The organism is Bacillus toyonensis BCT-7112 (assembly GCF_000496285.1).
GTDB classification, from domain to species: domain Bacteria; phylum Bacillota; class Bacilli; order Bacillales; family Bacillaceae_G; genus Bacillus_A; species Bacillus_A toyonensis.
This window is the reverse complement of sequence record NC_022781.1, coordinates 3853788-3869501: the sequence shown is the minus strand read 5'-3', so window position 1 is coordinate 3869501 and position 15714 is coordinate 3853788. Positions and strand designations below refer to the sequence as shown.

Genomic DNA, 15714 nt, shown 5'->3' with positions numbered 1-15714 from the left:
TGTTTTGTTCATAAAATAGTCAAATTTTTAATATTTATTTGCTATTAATTTATATCTATTCCTATATTCATTTATATTCAATTGAAAAAGCATGTCCTTTACATTAGAACATGCTTCCTTCATCTTGTATTTTTAACTTAATAAATACTGTTGTTCCCTTACCTTTTTCACTTTCTATTTTCCACTCACCATCATGTATATGAACAATTTGCCTTACAATCGCAAGCCCTAAACCTGTTCCACCATGTTGGCGACTTCTCGCTTTATCAACTCGGTAAAAACGCTCACCAAGATTCTCTAAATGCTCTGCATCAATACCTATTCCTGTATCCTTTATTTTCAACTCACAGTAATCGTCTATTTGCTCTAGCGTTATTATGATATTCCCGTTTTGATTTGTATACCGTATCGCATTATCTAACACGTTATGAAGAACTTGTTGCATACGATCTTCATCAATCATTACGATAATTTCAGGATTTAAATTCGTTGAAATACGAAGTTTTTTTTCTATAAACTTTAGTTCATACGTATCTAACACATCTTCAATAAGCTGCGAGAACACAATAGGTTGCTTCTTTAGAGGAAAATGTTCACCTTCTAGTTGCGCTAAATCTAATAAATCATGAACGAGACGCTGCATACGATCCGCTTCTTTATGAATAAGCTGCGTCACTTTTTCTTGCTGCGGTCCCTTTGCTACACCATCTAAGATAGCCTCACTATACCCTTTTATATAACTAAGCGGTGTTCTAAGTTCATGCGAAACGTTAGCCAAAAATTCCTTACGCTTTACATCTTCTGTTTCTAAAGAATGCGCCATTTTATTAAATGCTTTTCCTAATCGTCCAATTTCATCTTCTGAAGAAATGGTAATCCGCTCCGAGAAATCTCCAGTAGCGAAATGATTGGCAACCCGCTCCATTTGCGAAAGCGGCTTCGTAATCGCTATAATAATTTTTCTCCCAATCCATATCGTAATTAAAATCATAGCAATTGCTAGCGGGGCTAAAATAAGACCCATATCATATATTAAGTCTTTTATACTTTTTAAAGGAATATAAGAATATACAATTCCAACTAACTTTTTATTATCTAAAACAGGGATAACAACCCCCATAATATTCCGATCAAAATGTTCTTCATATCCTACCTTTGTCACCGTTTTACCATCTAGTAGTGTTTGTCTATCCCCTTCACTTATAAGAGAATGATGATGCACATCAAAAGGCAAACATGCGCTTAGATCACGAGGATTGGAAACGAAAAGAACGTCTGAACTAGATATTTGATCAAATGCTCTTACTTTCTCTTCAAAAGTTGACATTCCTTCATTCTTATCATATTGCGTTGCAAGACGCTTTCCTTCCATTACTAATGAGTCTTTTAAATTATCAACGTATAACTTTTCATACGAGTATAAAGATACAAAATAAAGAAAGGAAACTGTTACACATACTGCACATACTACTGTAAGCCAAAGCTTTTGTACCATCGTAAACATACGTTACACCTCAAATTTATAGCCTACACCCCAAACAGTTTGAATGTAGTTTCCACTTTCTCCAAGTTTCAAACGCATCGTTTTCACATGTGTGTCTACTGTTCTTGTACTTCCCGCATAATCATACCCCCACACCTTTTCAAGCAATTGTTCCCGGCTAAATACTTGTCCTGTATGTTGGCAAAGGAAATATAGTAAATCAAACTCCTTTACTGTAAGAGAAATCGGATCGCCATCTGCCTCAATCCTCCTACTTTTTTCATTAATAAGAATGGGACCAAATTGAATCTCCTCTTGCTGTTCTTGCTTTGTATAACGTCTTAGTACAGCTTCCATACGAGCAATTAATTCACCTGGACTAAACGGCTTTACAATGTAATCATCTGCTCCCATGCGTAAACCGTTCACCCTATTCCACTCTTCACCTTTTGCCGTTAAAAATATAATTGGCACATCTGACGTTTTTCGAATCTCTTTGCAAACTGAAAGTCCATCCATCTCTGGCATCATAATATCTAATACAACGAAATCATAATGATCTGACTCTAATTTTTTTAGAGCCTCTTTTCCATTTTCAGCTTCTCCCCACTCGTATCCGAAGTTATCTAAGTACATTCCGACAAGTTGCCTCATGTCACTTTCATCATCTACAACTAGCACTCTATATTTACCCATTGTCCTTCCCTTCCCTCTCTATGAGTTGAAATGGTCCTTTTCCGACTTTAATTGTTTGTTTTATTTTCATACTTTTCATATCCATGACGCACACTTCATCACTATCATAACTTGCTACATATCCTTCTGCCCCGCTTTTCAAAAATGCAAATGGATTTGAGCCTACTTCAACGGAAGCTACCTCTTTATACGTACTAATATCAAATTTTCTAAGCGTATTCGAACCATGGCTTAATGCATATACGTACTTATTATCTTTCGTTATGTTCACAGGCATAAACGGGGCGTGTAAAGAACGTACCATTTCGCCGCTCTGTAAAGAATACACTAATACTTTCTCATTCACTTGATTTCCATCACCATGTCCGCCAATCCATATCTCTTTTCCATCCGGACTAATCGTTGCTCCTGTTGATGCTGGTGGAATCATAAAGGATTGTATAACCTCTTTTTTCTTTGTATCAATTGTCGTTAGCTTCGTATCATAAAAGTTTAGTACAGATAACTGGTTATGATACTCTACCAGGGTTATCGGTCCTTTTCCTGTTGAAACACTTTCTGTCTCTTTCCCTTCTATCGTAAAGAACCTTACCTTTTGTGCATTTTGATCGGCGGCAAACAATTGTTTTTTATCTTCTGATACAACCACATTTACAATGCCTTTTCCAGTTTTATATTTTTCCACTTGCCTTCCTTCTGCTAGTGAATATACATACATGTATTCTAACTGCTTACCATATACAAGTATGTCCTCGCCGTTTGGAAGTAGTGCAATTCCTGCCATCGGTTCATTTAATTCCCATGTCGTAATTAATTTATTAGTTTTTTTATCAATAAAACTAATACTGCCTTCTTTTATATTCGTTGTTATAATAATACTTTTATCTTCAGTAATTGGTGTATATGAACTTCCTTGACACCCTACTAATAGAAATAAAAAACAGAGAAGAAAAACATACTTTCTCAAAAGATTCCCTCCATTTTCGAATGATTTCGTTATAATTGTAAAATAACAAATAAATGTGTGGAAAGTGTGAAATCTTCCTTTCTTATTCAACTTACATATATAATGTACAACAAATAGAATTTGAGGTGTGCAAATTATGCTTTTTCCTGATTTAGCGAATAAAATTGTACGGGAAGTACGCAGACTAATTACAGAAAATATTATTATCATTAATATACAAGGTGTTATTATCGCCAGTACAGATGCAAAAAGAATCGGTCAATTTCATGAGGGAGCACTCCGCTGCGCGAAACAAAAGAAAACCGTCATCATTACAAAAGAAGATGAACGACGGTTGCAAGGTGTAAAAGCCGGGATGAATCTTCCTTTACTATTTCATGACGAAGTAATTGGTGTTATTGGAATTACAGGAGAACCCGACAATATTTCACAATACGGAGAAATATTACGGAAGATGACCGAATTATTAATTCATGAAAACTACTTTTTAGAGCAATTAGAACTTGAACACCGTTCTTATGAAGCATTTGTCTTTGATTGGCTTCAAAATACAGACTGGTCTTCAAGTTTTCTCGATCGTGCAAAAACACTTGGCGTTGATTTATATAAGAAGAAACAACTTATTTTGTTTTCGATTGATCAAAATGATACGATGCTCCAGCGTAAAGTTTGGCAACATATTCGCAATCTATTAGCAAAAGACCATCTATTTGTTCGCTGGGGAAATGATCGATTTATTTTATTTTCAGCGATGAGCTCTAAAGAACAAACTTACCTATTTTTAAAACGGTTAAAACATGACTGTGAAACTTTATTTTCTATCCCTTTATATATCGGGATTGGGCAAACCGTTACGCCAAGCAAGATGCACATATCATATGAACAAGCACTACGAGCGCTTTCTGTGTCACTTGAAACGAAAAAAATTGTATTTAATGAAGATTTACGTTTAGAAATGTGCTTACAAGATATTTCTATCGAAACGCGAGAACAGTTTCTAGAGCGTACCATTGAAAACTTAGTACAATCTCCTGAGCTCATGCACACTTTACGTTTATTTATCGATTATAACCAATCTTATAAACAGACAGCTGAGCAATTACATATACACATTAATACATTGCATTACCGACTAAAAAAAATTGAAGAACATACCGGACTTGATCCGAAACAATTCAAAGATTTAAATGTTTTATACTTCGCACTCCTTTTATTAGATAATCATACAAAAAAGAACGATAAAACAGATTAATCTTCAGATGATTATACATAGAAAGAATCCTCCAACTTTTTTATCATTATAATGAAAGCACTGTTACAACGTTTTTATTATGACTAAACACGTTAACAGTTTGAGGGGGATTTCCAATGTTAGACAAGCAAATTATTCATTCATTCGTATCCATTGTTGGCGAAGATAATGTAGATACATCCAATATGGGGCGCTTAACTTATAGTTATGATGCCACTCCAAACTTCCAAGCAATGCCTGATGCAGTCATTGCTCCTCGTAATACAAATGAAGTAGCTGAAGTGTTAAAAGTATGTAACTCTCACAAAATCCCTGTGTATGTTCGTGGTTCTGGAACAAACCTTTGTGCAGGAACTTGTCCACTAGAAGGCGGTATCGTCCTTATTTTCCGCCATATGAACAATATTTTAGAGATTGATGAAGAAAATTTAACAATTACCGTACAAGCTGGTGTCATTACACTTGATATTATTAAAGCAGTAGAAGAAAAGGGATTATTTTATCCGCCAGATCCAAGCTCGATGAAAATTTCTACAATCGGCGGTAATATTAATGAAAACTCAGGCGGATTACGTGGGTTAAAATATGGTGTAACACGTGATTATGTAATGGGTCTTGAACTTGTCTTACCAAATGGTGATATCATTCGTACTGGTGGTAAATTAGCAAAAGATGTTGCTGGTTACGATTTAACTCGTCTATTTATCGGTTCTGAAGGAACACTTGGAGTAGTAACAGAAGCGATATTAAAACTTGTTCCTATGCCTGAAACGAAGAAAACAATGCTGGCACTCTACGAAGATATTAATGAAGCTGCACGTGCTGTTTCTTCTATTATTGCAAATAAAATTATTCCAGCGACACTTGAGTTTTTAGACCAACCGACAATTGAAGTTGTAGAAGAGTTTGCACAAATCGGTTTACCAACTGACGTAAAAGCAATTTTATTAATTGAACAAGATGGTCCACCCGAATTGGTCGATCGAGATATTGAAAAAATGGCTAACGTTTGCCACTCTATGAATGCAGTTGATGTTCGCGTTGCAAAAGATGAAGCGGAAGCAGATGCACTTCGTACAGCACGCCGTAGCGCACTATCAGCACTTGCAAGATTAAAACCGACGACAATATTAGAAGATGCAACAGTACCTCGTTCACAAATTGCTCCGATGGTTGAAGCTATTAATGCCATCGCAAAAAAATTTAATATTCCTATTTGTACGTTTGGACACGCTGGTGATGGAAACCTACATCCAACTTGTATGACAGATGCCCGTAATGAAGAAGAAATGCACCGTGCTGAACAAGCTTTTGCTGAAATATTTGCGAAAGCAATTGAGCTTGGTGGTACGATTACTGGTGAACATGGTGTTGGTGCGATGAAAGCTCCCTATTTAGAAATGAAATTAGGTAAAGAAGGTATTGCCGCTATGCAAGGGATTAAACAAGCCTTCGATCCAAATAACATTATGAATCCTGGAAAGATGTTCGCGAAAGACACTCGTAAAAGAGTGGTGGTTGAGCGATGACAACATTAAATAAAGAAAACATTCAAAAGGAATTTAAAGAACGATTAAGTGAAGATGAGCTACTAAACTGTATGCGCTGCGGGTTCTGCTTACCTACTTGCCCTACTTACATTCAATCTGGGTATAAAGAATCACATTCGCCGCGCGGACGTATCGCATTAATGAAAGCTGTCGTTGATGGTTTAATCGAGCCAGATGAAGATGTTGAAAATACTTTAAACGTTTGCCTTGGCTGTCGTGCTTGTGAACCTGTTTGTCCATCTGGTGTGAATTATGGACATTTATTAGAAGAAGCCCGTGATATTATTAATCAAAATAAAAAATTCTCTATGCCAGTGAAAGCCGTTCGTAAAATCGTTTTTGAAGGATTATTCCCACATCAAAATCGAATGAGAACTTTAACTGGACTTATCGGATTTTACCAACGTTCCGGCTTACAAACGTTAACTCATAAAACAGGTATTATGAAGTTATTCCCTGAAACACTTGCAACGATGGATCTCGTTTTACCAAAAGTCCCTAAAATGAAAGCAATGAAAGATCGTCCTACATTTTTATCTGCTGAAAGTACAAAGAAAAAACAAGTTGCATTCTTCACAGGCTGTTTAATGGATACGATGTTTTTAGAAACAAATAACGCAACGATGAAACTTCTTCAATTAGCCGGTTGTGATATCGTTATCCCGCAAACACAAAGTTGCTGCGGTGCATTACATGGACATGCTGGTGAAAAGAGTGGAGCAAAAGAATTAGCGAAACGAAATATAAAAGCATTCGAAGACTTAAACATCGACTATATTATTACGAATGCAGGTGGTTGCGGGGCTTACCTCGTAGACTATGATTATCTTCTAAAAGATGATCCAGAATGGGCTGAACGTGCAAAGCAGTTTGTTTCTAAAATTAAAGATATTACCGCTATTCTAGTAGAACTAGATTTCCATAAACGAACTGACTTACGACTCACGCCGCAAATTATTACGTATCAAGATTCTTGCCATTTACGTAACGTTATGCGAACATCTTCTGAACCTCGTATGCTACTAGAAGCCATTCAAGGCGCAACATACCGTGAAATGAAAGATGCGGATCGCTGCTGTGGTTCGGCTGGTATATACAACATTGTACACTCAGAATTATCAATGGAATTTCTAGATTATAAAATGGACCGTGTACATGAAACAGATGCAGCAACAATTGTCACTGCAAATCCAGGGTGCCTATTACAAATGAAACTAGGTATTGAACGTGAAGGTCTTTCTCATAAAATGAGAGGAATTCACATTGTAGATTTATTATTAGAAGCAATTGAAACTAACTCGTAATAACTCGTAACATACGTAATAATAGGAAAACGGCTATCTCCTTCGTCTATGTAAAGAGATAGCCGCTTTTTTGTCTGCTACAACATTAAAAATATGTTACTTTATTATAAAAAAGAACAACAGAAACATTACAGTTTTGTAAAAAACAATCCAGTATATTCCTTAAAAAAACGTTCAAACCATTGATACAATAGGATTCTTCATTTTCAATATAGGTACATTTATCCAAAAACCTCCTATTAAAACGAAGTATAAAAATGCTGAAAATTCCTTTTACACTCTACGTTTCTCTTATTTCTCTCCTTTTCTCTCCTTAGGATAAATTAGGTAAATTTTAAGTCTATGAATTTTTTTCCATCTTTTTTCTCGTAAATTGTATGCTACGATGGATTTGTCAGTCAGACAGGCTGTCAAAAACAAATCGTGTGAAAACAAATTAAAACTTTATATAGGGGGACACACATCATGAAAAAGCGTGTTTTATTATCTGTAGCTGCTGCAACAGCTCTTACTTTAGGAGTATCTTCTTTAGATGCACAAGCTGCAACAGTACAACCATCTAACATAAAGGTTCAAAATATTCAGCATTCAAAAGTGATGATGAAGCAAATGAACCAACAAGAGTTACAAGCATTCTTACAATCTATGGGAGTTGAATCATTAGCACAATGGCAACAAGGAAACTTCCAACCAAATTGCTTCGTTCCTGGTCAACAACCTACTGAAAATGTTGTAACTGAGCAACCAACAGCTAAGCCAGAAACTCAAAAGCCTGTTGAACAAAAACCAGCTGAGCAAAAGCCTGCTGAACAAAAGCCAGAAGCTCAAAAGCCTGCTGAAAACAATAATACGCAAAAACCTACAGAACAAAAACCAGCTGAGCAAAAGCCTGCTGAAGAAGCAAAATCTTTAAGCGAGTTCGAACAACGTGTTGTTGAATTAACAAACGCTGAGCGTACAAAACAAGGCTTACCAGCACTAAAAATCGATACTGAATTAAGCAAAGTAGCGCGTGTTAAATCTGAAGATATGCAAAAAAATAACTACTTTGATCATAACAGCCCTACATACGGGTCTCCGTTTGACATGATGAAGAAATTTGGTATTTCTTATACATCTGCAGGTGAAAACATCGCTCAAGGCCAACGTACACCTGAAGAGGTAGTACAAGCTTGGATGAACAGTGCTGGACACCGTGCAAACATCTTAAATAACGGCTTCACTCACATCGGTGTTGGTTATGTAGAAAGCGGTAACTACTGGACACAACAATTTATTACGAAGTAAATAGATAAAAAGAGTCTTCTCATAATGAGAAGACTCTTTTTAAGTTTCGTAACTTTCTATTATGTATGAATATAAAATGTAGGACATAAACAAAATAGATCCGCAACTTATTACGCTAAGCAATACATAAAATCCCCACTTCAAGTTCAAAAACAAGGAAAACAGTATACCACATGCCATCACTTGAAAAATTCGTCTACTCACTAAACGAATTTTTTGTAATTTAATTGGATCTTTTTCTTTACCCTTTATCTTTTTAAAATCTTTGCTAAGCATAAAAAGAAACATACTAATCCCGATCGTTAATCCTGTCTGAAAGGATATAAAACTTCCAAAATTAATAACGAGAATAAGCATATGAATAAACAACATAAATAAAGTAATCGTCTTTATAAATCCGCCTATAATGAAATGCTCTCCTCCATTAAACTTATATATATTATGTGAAATAATATACACAAATCCATGTAAAAAAATAATAAGAACCGGAATAAATGCAACAACAACTTGTTTACTCATAAATTCGTTCGGCCCACCATTTTCGTTCCAATGTACTGCCAAACGTTCTGGTAAATATGGATAGATGCATAGGGTAAATAAAAGACAAGCGAAAAATATTCCTAGTATATATTTATATTTGACCAAGTAATTCTCACCTCTCTTTTCTCTTTACGGCTTCGCTTCTTTTAGAGAAATTCCTGCAAAAATTTACTTTTCTCAAATTAAAACTTACACTTTACACATTTTCCCTTTGAAATTCTTTCATTATATTGTTTAATTTTGTAGGAAACGGTACATCAATTTCGATCTCTTCTTTCGTAATTGGATGCAAGAAATTAATTTTCATTGCATGTAACGCTTGCCCTGACATATATGTTGTTTGTCCACCATATAACACATCCCCAACTAGCGGATTACCATTATGGCTCATATGCACACGAATTTGATGCGTTCTACCTGTTTCTAATTGTAAGGTTACAAAGGTTGTATTGTGCTTTTTAAAATACTTTTCTACTTTATAGTATGTAATAGCTTCATCACCCTTTGGGGAAACACGACGTCTCGTAGCATGATGTCGATCCCTTCCAATAGCAGCGTCAATTGTACCCTTCTTCTTTTTCACTTTCCCTTCAACAAGCGCAGCATACGTTCTTTTTATTTTTCGTTCCATTAATAAACGATCCATAATCGCGCCAGCAATTCTATGTTTAGCAAACACGACACCACCTGTCGTATCTTTATCTAAACGATGAATATGGCGAACCTTCGTCTCTAAACCTTGCATTTGAAAATGAAAAGCAACAAGGTTTGCAAGTGTTCCCGTTCCACCTTTTTCGGCAGGGTGTGTGTCCATTTTCTCTGGTTTATTTACGATAAGTACGTGATCATCTTCATATACTACATGTAACTCACCATATTCTGGCTCTACACCGTACTCTTCCTCCATAAACATGTGAACTTGGAATTTATCGCCCTCTTTTAAAAGCTCATTCCATCTTCTCTGTTCACCGTTAACAGTAACACCTTTTTCCATACGAAGCTGATGTAATAACTTTTTCGGTAGTTCCCATTCTACTTTTAATAACGATTCGATACTTATACCATTCCATTTAGCCGGTACAGTAATTTCGCACCATTCGCCCTTCTTCTTTGTTTCCATACTATATCACCTTATTTCTATTGATTCTCTCATTGTAACGGAAAACACGCTTTGATGCATCGTCAAAAATAGAGGACAGCCTTATAATCGACTGCCCCTCACGCTCTAAGCCTTTTCATTTCCTGCAATACTTCTTCAGCTTTTTGCTCATACGATAAATCTTTGAAGAAATCCGCCAATCGTTTATAGTCGTTGTATGTATCTAATAAGTCGTCTATTTTCTCTCCTTTCATAACTTGCTGCTTTTGCTTCATTTTTACTGGATACCGATAGCCCGATAGCTCTTGTATTTTGTAATACTCATCCTCTACTTGAATAACCTTTACAAGTTCCTCCTCTTCTGCGTCCATCGTATATCCATCAAACTCTCTAAGCAGTTCATAAATGATATGAGTCCATTCATCTTTTGGATAAAATCCTTTTTCTAATCGATAACCGACAATGCGATACATATGCCCATCGTTTTCTGAAAATTGTACTGTATCATTTAGCTTAAATTTGAAATAACGAAACATTGCCTTCACCTACTTATATGTAATGTTCTTATCACATACTATTTGCAAAATGTAGGCCTTGCTATTCATAAAAAAATACTCATCTATAAGATGAGTATTTTTTATGATGATTTTTCTCGTTTTTTCCGAAATGGCAGCCACCAATTCCAGTCTCCAAACAACTTCATTAAGCTTGGTACAAGCATAAGACGAATAACGGTTGCATCAAGGAATATCGCTAATGCCACGCCAAGACCCATTTGCTTTACTGGTAAAATATCAGTAAATGCGAACGCACCCGTTACAACGATCATAATTAAAGCAGCTGACGTTATAATTCTACTCGTTGAAACGAGCCCTTCTAACGTTGCTTGATCATTATCTCCTGTTTCTTCATAAAGCTCATGAATACGTGAAATAAGAAATACTTCATAATCCATGCTAAGCCCAAATACAAGGCCGAAAATGAAGATTGGTAATACAAATAAAACAGGACTCGCTTCTAAACCAAAATGACCACCCTCAAATAACCAAACGACAATTCCAATTGTTGCACTTAAACTAAGTACGTTCATAATAATTGCCTTAATTGGAATGAGTATAGAACGGAATGCGAATAATAAAATGACAAAGGTTGATCCGAATATAACTGACATACCAATTGCAACTTTATCTTTAATTTCATCTTCTAACTCTTTTTGGAACGTCGTCATTCCGCCTAGGTAGTACGTAACATCATTTTCTTTATAATTACTTTTGAAATCACGAACCCACTGTTTCGCAGTTTCTGTACGAGGCTTCGTATCCAAAAAGACTTCTATTATTGTCTTATTTCCTTTTGAGTACGCTTCAAATACAGGAGCTATTTTTGCCGCTTCTGGCGACTGCAATATACCAGCAACTTGATCTGCTTTCATTCCGGTTAACCCATCGTATAAACTTCTTACCTCATATACTTTCTCATCATCTTTTAACTTTTGAACAACTTCTTCTATCTTTTGTAAACTCTCTTTTTCTTTTATATTTTTTTTCGTCTCTACTACTAATGTAACATCAGCATGTGTTTGGACCGTTTTATTAAATGCTTCTTCATATTTCTCATAAGCAACTCTAGTGTCACTCTTTTCAGGTAACGCTTCAACACCAGGAAACTGCAAATTAGCTGTACGTAGCGGTAATAAACAAATAACAATAAATGTTGTAACAGCAATAATCATTATGATTGGATGTTTCATTACAAATTGTGCAAATTTACGCCATGCCTTTGCCGGTGTATGTGCTACTTGATTCTTTTTTAATATTCGTTTTCCAATTAAAGATAATAGTGCTGGAAGAAGTGTAAGTGAGAATAAAATACTCATAATCACAACAATCATCCCGCTTATGGCAACAGACTGAATATAATCAATTTTAAAGAAAAATAAGCCTGATAAACCAACGAATACGCATAATCCTGAAAATACGATCGCACGTCCTGCCGTTTGATACGTAATCGCTATCGCTTCTTTCACCGTTCTCTTCGCAACTTCCTCTCGAAAACGATTCACAAATAACAGTGCAAAATCAATGGATAGTGCAAGTCCAATCATCGGTGCAACATTTAATACGAAAATAGATAACTCTTTGTCGCTACCTATAAAATATAAAATCCCCATCGTACTAATGACACTAAGCGCGCCATTTACAATCGGTAAAATAGATGCCAAAAGGCTACCAAATGAAAATAGTAATACGAGAAATGCAATTGGTAAACCAATCATCTCTGCTACTTTTAAATCATTTTGTGTTCTTTCATTAATCTCTTGATTAATTTTTGGAAATCCTGTAGGTGTTACTTTTAATGCTGTATTACTTTCCTTCTCAATAGTATCAGCGAACTGTAATGTCTTTTCCATACGTTCTTTAGTTGTTTTCCCGGAAAATAATATTGTCGCATAACCGATATTATCTTGTAACATTTCTTTATTTTGCACTGGATGATGGAAAGATTCATATTTCTCGTTCTCTTCAACCTTCTTTACAATGCTCTCTATTTGCTTTTTAAAATCCTCATGTGAAGCATCCTTATTCCTTTCAAAAACGAGTAGGAGCGTATCTTGAGACCTCTTAAAATCTTTATCTAAAATTTCTTTCGTCTTTTGATAGTCCCCTTCCGTTTGAAAACCATCACCACCTAATACTCCCGGTAGCTTTGGAGCAAAAATACCGAGTGCTATCGCAAGCAATAGTAGCGCTACAATTACTGTATAACGAAACTGATACAAGAAAGTTCCTAACTTCCCCCACTTATCCACTTTATGTACATTTGTCTTCACACATTTTCACCTACTTTAAATAATTCAATTATCACTTATACTGTATCACATCTTCATACAAACAAAAAACGTCTGGAAACACTATAATGATAGTTTTTCCAGACGTTTTTTTATCTCTCTTTATTGAGCTGAAGCCTCTTAGTAAGTAAACGATGATAATAAATCGCGATAATTAACAAAATACCACCTACGCAATAACCTGCTAAAATATCAGTTGGATAATGTACATTTAAAATAACTCTACTTAATCCAATCGATACAATTAATATACCCATCAAAATGGTTATAACATATTTCCCAGTTACACTCTTCAAATTTGCCGCAATGATATAAGTAAGAAAACCGAATGTCATAATAGATAACATTGCATGCCCACTAGGGAAGCTATACCCAAGTGCATCTAATGCTTCATTTAACGACGGACGCTCCCTTTTCACAATTTCTTTTATTCCTTTATTAACGAGATGTGTGATCAAAACCCCCATTGGATACACGATCATTGCAGCATAATAACGTTTCTGCCAAAAAACAAGCAAACTTATAATAAGTATAGTTACAATTCCAATTGCTGATCCTAACTTTGTAAAGTATGAGAAAAAAGTAAGTGAGCTCTCCGTTTGTAACCCCTTTACTAATCCGCGGACATATGTATCCATCACTGTAACGCCACCTGCATGTACGCGCCAAGCAATAATACTAAATACCGTAAGTAATAAAATAACACACATTACCTCATACTGATGTAACTTCTTCTTCAAACGATTTCCTCCTACTATGAAAAAATGCGATTTCTACTTTAGAAACCGCATTTCCTTACTTATTTACCTTTTGTTTTTAATTCTGTCCAGTAACGATCATAGTCTTTTAACTTATCGTCTACATCAACAAGCCATTCTGTGCGATCTAATTCTTCTTTCGTTAAGAAGATCATATGGTTCTCACGATATTCTTTACTATGAAGAGGGTGAGCTTTTTCATTTGGATTACTGTACCCAATTGACTCGTAGTTTTTCACACTTACTTTCTCATCTAATAAATAGTTCATAAACTTCTCTGCAAGCTCTTTGTTTTTTGCACCTTTTGGAATTGCTAACGTGTCGGCCCAAATTGTGCCGCCTTCTTTTGGTACAACGTACTCTACATCTTTATTATCTTTTGCGATAAATGCTGCATCTCCAGACCAAACTGTTCCGATCCAAGCATCTTCTGTAATGAACTTTTGTTTAATGTTATCTGTATCAAATGCTAATAAATTTGGAAGTAGCTTCTGTAAATCAGTAGCTGCTGTCTTTAACTCTGCATCGTCTTTCGTGCTGTTTGAGAATCCATGCTTCTTAAGACCCATTCCTAATACTTCACGAGAATCATTTAGTAATGTTACATGTCCTTTATATTTCTCGTTCCATAAGTCAGCCCAGCTTGTAGGTGCTTCTTTCACATACTTTTTATTGTATGCAATCCCTGTTACGCCCCAAGTGTATACTAAAGAATATTTATTCTCTGGGTCAAATGCTGGCGTTTTGAAATTAGAAATCATATTTTCGATGTTCGGGATATTCTTCTTATCTAACGGCGCTAATAAATCCATTTTCGCCATTGTCTTAACCATGTAATCAGACGGCTGAATTAAGTCATACTTTGCGCCACCAGCTTGTAATTTCGCAAGCATTTCTTCGTTACTTGCATACTTATCATAGTTAATTTTTACGTTATATTTCTTTTCAAAATCTCTTAGCACTTGCTCATCAAAATTGTCAGCCCAGCTATAAATGTTTAACTCTTCTTTCTTTTCACCACAACCGGCAAGTACACCAGCAACAAGGCTAAAACTAATTGCTGCGCCAGCTATTCTTTTCATTAATTTCATCGGTTTTACCCCCTCGTACTTTTTATATCGTTCGTATTATAAAGGAAGGTGTCCTCCAGAGTTTTCTTCACCATCTGCACCTTTGTTACGGAAGATTTCCGATAGCACCATTAATCCTACAATAACAACAATTAAAATTGTAGAAAGGGCATTAATTTCAGGTGATACTCCGCGCTTAACCATACTGTAAATGTATAATGGCAATGTTGTTGATCCTGGTCCTGATACGAAGAAACTAATTACAAAATCATCAATTGATAATGTGAATGTTAATAACGCTGCTGAAACAACTCCCGGTGCAATTGCCGGAAACGTCACATGGCGAAACGTTTGCCATGGCGTTGCTCCTAAATCATTTGCAGCCTCTTCTAAATCACGTCCCATGCTAGAAAGACGGGCCGCTAAAATAACAACAACAAATGAAATACTAAATGTAATATGTGCGATAATAATTGTTGTTTGTCCAAGTTCCATACCTAATTGACTAAATAGGATAAGTAAAGATAATCCCATTAATATATCAGGAATTAAAATAGGTAAATATACAAGACCATTAATGGCCCCTTCAAAACGATATTTGTAACGATGTAATGCTATCGCAAAAAACATACCAAGTATCGTTGTTACAACTGTTGTTATAACTGCAATCGTCATACTATTTACAAACGCATCAATAACATCTTGTTTTTGAAATAAATCTGTATACCAATGGAATGTAAAGCCTTCCCATTCCGCATTAATTCGAGAATCATTGAAGGAATATACCATTAAAACCATCATTGGAAAATACAAGAACAATAAAATTAACCAAGAATAAGAAACTAAAAACTTTTTCATTT

Annotated in this window: 14 protein-coding genes; 4 read left to right on the top strand and 10 right to left on the bottom strand. The window is 35.5% G+C overall.

All coding sequences use genetic code 11. From position 1 onward, the window contains the following. Positions 1-103: 103 nt before the first annotated feature. Genes BTOYO_RS19780 through BTOYO_RS19770 form a run of 3 tightly spaced genes read right to left on the bottom strand, consistent with a single transcriptional unit; the run spans position 104 to position 3146 of the window. Positions 104-1504 carry a sensor histidine kinase gene (locus tag BTOYO_RS19780; protein ID WP_000494805.1) on the bottom strand — a complete coding sequence of 467 codons (1401 nt, stop codon included), beginning with the start codon at positions 1502-1504 and terminating at the stop codon, positions 104-106. Positions 1505-1507: 3 nt separating this feature from the next. Then, positions 1508-2179: a response regulator transcription factor gene (locus tag BTOYO_RS19775; protein ID WP_000521658.1), complete on the bottom strand. Its 672-nt coding sequence runs from the start codon at positions 2177-2179 to the stop codon at positions 1508-1510. Then, on the bottom strand, positions 2172-3146 hold the full coding sequence (locus BTOYO_RS19770; protein ID WP_001234167.1) for a YncE family protein: 975 nt from the start codon (positions 3144-3146) through the stop codon (positions 2172-2174). Before BTOYO_RS19770 ends, BTOYO_RS19775 begins: the two co-directional genes overlap by 8 nt. A gap of 136 nt (positions 3147-3282) precedes the next feature. On the opposite strand from BTOYO_RS19770, the gene BTOYO_RS19765 reads away from it, so the two are divergent. The 4 genes from BTOYO_RS19765 (at position 3283) to BTOYO_RS19750 (ending at position 8539) form a co-directional block, all read left to right on the top strand. Next, positions 3283-4398: a CdaR family transcriptional regulator gene (locus tag BTOYO_RS19765; protein WP_000898653.1), complete on the top strand. Its 1116-nt coding sequence runs from the start codon at positions 3283-3285 to the stop codon at positions 4396-4398. A 116-nt stretch (positions 4399-4514) separates the two neighbouring features. Next, positions 4515-5927 carry a glycolate oxidase subunit GlcD gene (gene glcD / locus BTOYO_RS19760; protein WP_000884781.1) on the top strand — a complete coding sequence of 471 codons (1413 nt, stop codon included), beginning with the start codon at positions 4515-4517 and terminating at the stop codon, positions 5925-5927. Then, complete coding sequence (locus tag BTOYO_RS19755) at positions 5924-7252, top strand: (Fe-S)-binding protein (protein ID WP_000209622.1); 1329 nt, start codon at positions 5924-5926, stop codon at positions 7250-7252. The genes glcD and BTOYO_RS19755 overlap by 4 nt, the downstream gene beginning before the upstream one ends. Positions 7253-7717: 465 nt before the next feature. Further along, complete coding sequence (locus BTOYO_RS19750; protein ID WP_000747570.1) at positions 7718-8539, top strand: CAP domain-containing protein; 822 nt, start codon at positions 7718-7720, stop codon at positions 8537-8539. A gap of 39 nt (positions 8540-8578) precedes the next feature. Here the strand turns inward: BTOYO_RS19750 and BTOYO_RS19745 are convergent, their stop codons facing one another. From BTOYO_RS19745 to potC, 7 genes are all read right to left on the bottom strand, one after another. After that, positions 8579-9184, bottom strand: a complete 606-nt coding sequence (locus BTOYO_RS19745; protein ID WP_000241828.1) for a DUF1648 domain-containing protein — start codon at positions 9182-9184, stop codon at positions 8579-8581. A gap of 91 nt (positions 9185-9275) precedes the next feature. Further along, the gene (locus BTOYO_RS19740; protein ID WP_000448340.1) at positions 9276-10199 is read right to left on the bottom strand and encodes an RluA family pseudouridine synthase; all 924 of its coding nucleotides are present in this window, start codon (positions 10197-10199) and stop codon (positions 9276-9278) included. A 98-nt stretch (positions 10200-10297) separates the two neighbouring features. After that, positions 10298-10714, bottom strand: a complete 417-nt coding sequence (locus BTOYO_RS19735; protein ID WP_000490306.1) for a hypothetical protein — start codon at positions 10712-10714, stop codon at positions 10298-10300. Positions 10715-10815: 101 nt separating this feature from the next. Continuing rightward, positions 10816-13008: an MMPL family transporter gene (locus BTOYO_RS19730; protein ID WP_000856447.1), complete on the bottom strand. Its 2193-nt coding sequence runs from the start codon at positions 13006-13008 to the stop codon at positions 10816-10818. Between the two features lie 110 nt (positions 13009-13118). After that, positions 13119-13766 carry a phosphatase PAP2 family protein gene (locus BTOYO_RS19725; protein ID WP_000727808.1) on the bottom strand — a complete coding sequence of 216 codons (648 nt, stop codon included), beginning with the start codon at positions 13764-13766 and terminating at the stop codon, positions 13119-13121. 59 nt (positions 13767-13825) lie between these two features. Then, complete coding sequence (gene potD, locus BTOYO_RS19720) at positions 13826-14875, bottom strand: spermidine/putrescine ABC transporter substrate-binding protein PotD (RefSeq protein WP_000772488.1); 1050 nt, start codon at positions 14873-14875, stop codon at positions 13826-13828. Between the two features lie 36 nt (positions 14876-14911). Beyond that, positions 14912-15712, bottom strand: coding sequence for a spermidine/putrescine ABC transporter permease PotC (potC, locus tag BTOYO_RS19715; protein ID WP_000714202.1), 801 nt, complete (start codon positions 15710-15712; stop codon positions 14912-14914). Positions 15713-15714 lie beyond the last annotated feature (2 nt).

Excerpts from the sequence above, each read along its gene's own strand:
- BTOYO_RS19780 (WP_000494805.1), bottom strand. The coding sequence starts at position 1,504 with ATGTTTACGATGGTACAAAAGCTTTGGCTTACAGTAGTATGTGCAGTA.
- BTOYO_RS19775 (WP_000521658.1), bottom strand. The coding sequence starts at position 2,179 with ATGGGTAAATATAGAGTGCTAGTTGTAGATGATGAAAGTGACATGAGG.
- BTOYO_RS19765 (WP_000898653.1), top strand. The coding sequence starts at position 3,283 with ATGCTTTTTCCTGATTTAGCGAATAAAATTGTACGGGAAGTACGCAGA.
- glcD (WP_000884781.1), top strand. The coding sequence starts at position 4,515 with ATGTTAGACAAGCAAATTATTCATTCATTCGTATCCATTGTTGGCGAA.
- BTOYO_RS19755 (WP_000209622.1), top strand. The coding sequence starts at position 5,924 with ATGACAACATTAAATAAAGAAAACATTCAAAAGGAATTTAAAGAACGA.
- BTOYO_RS19750 (WP_000747570.1), top strand. The coding sequence starts at position 7,718 with ATGAAAAAGCGTGTTTTATTATCTGTAGCTGCTGCAACAGCTCTTACT.
- BTOYO_RS19740 (WP_000448340.1), bottom strand. The coding sequence starts at position 10,199 with ATGGAAACAAAGAAGAAGGGCGAATGGTGCGAAATTACTGTACCGGCT.
- BTOYO_RS19735 (WP_000490306.1), bottom strand. The coding sequence starts at position 10,714 with ATGTTTCGTTATTTCAAATTTAAGCTAAATGATACAGTACAATTTTCA.
- potD (WP_000772488.1), bottom strand. The coding sequence starts at position 14,875 with ATGAAATTAATGAAAAGAATAGCTGGCGCAGCAATTAGTTTTAGCCTT.
- potC (WP_000714202.1), bottom strand. The coding sequence starts at position 15,712 with ATGAAAAAGTTTTTAGTTTCTTATTCTTGGTTAATTTTATTGTTCTTG.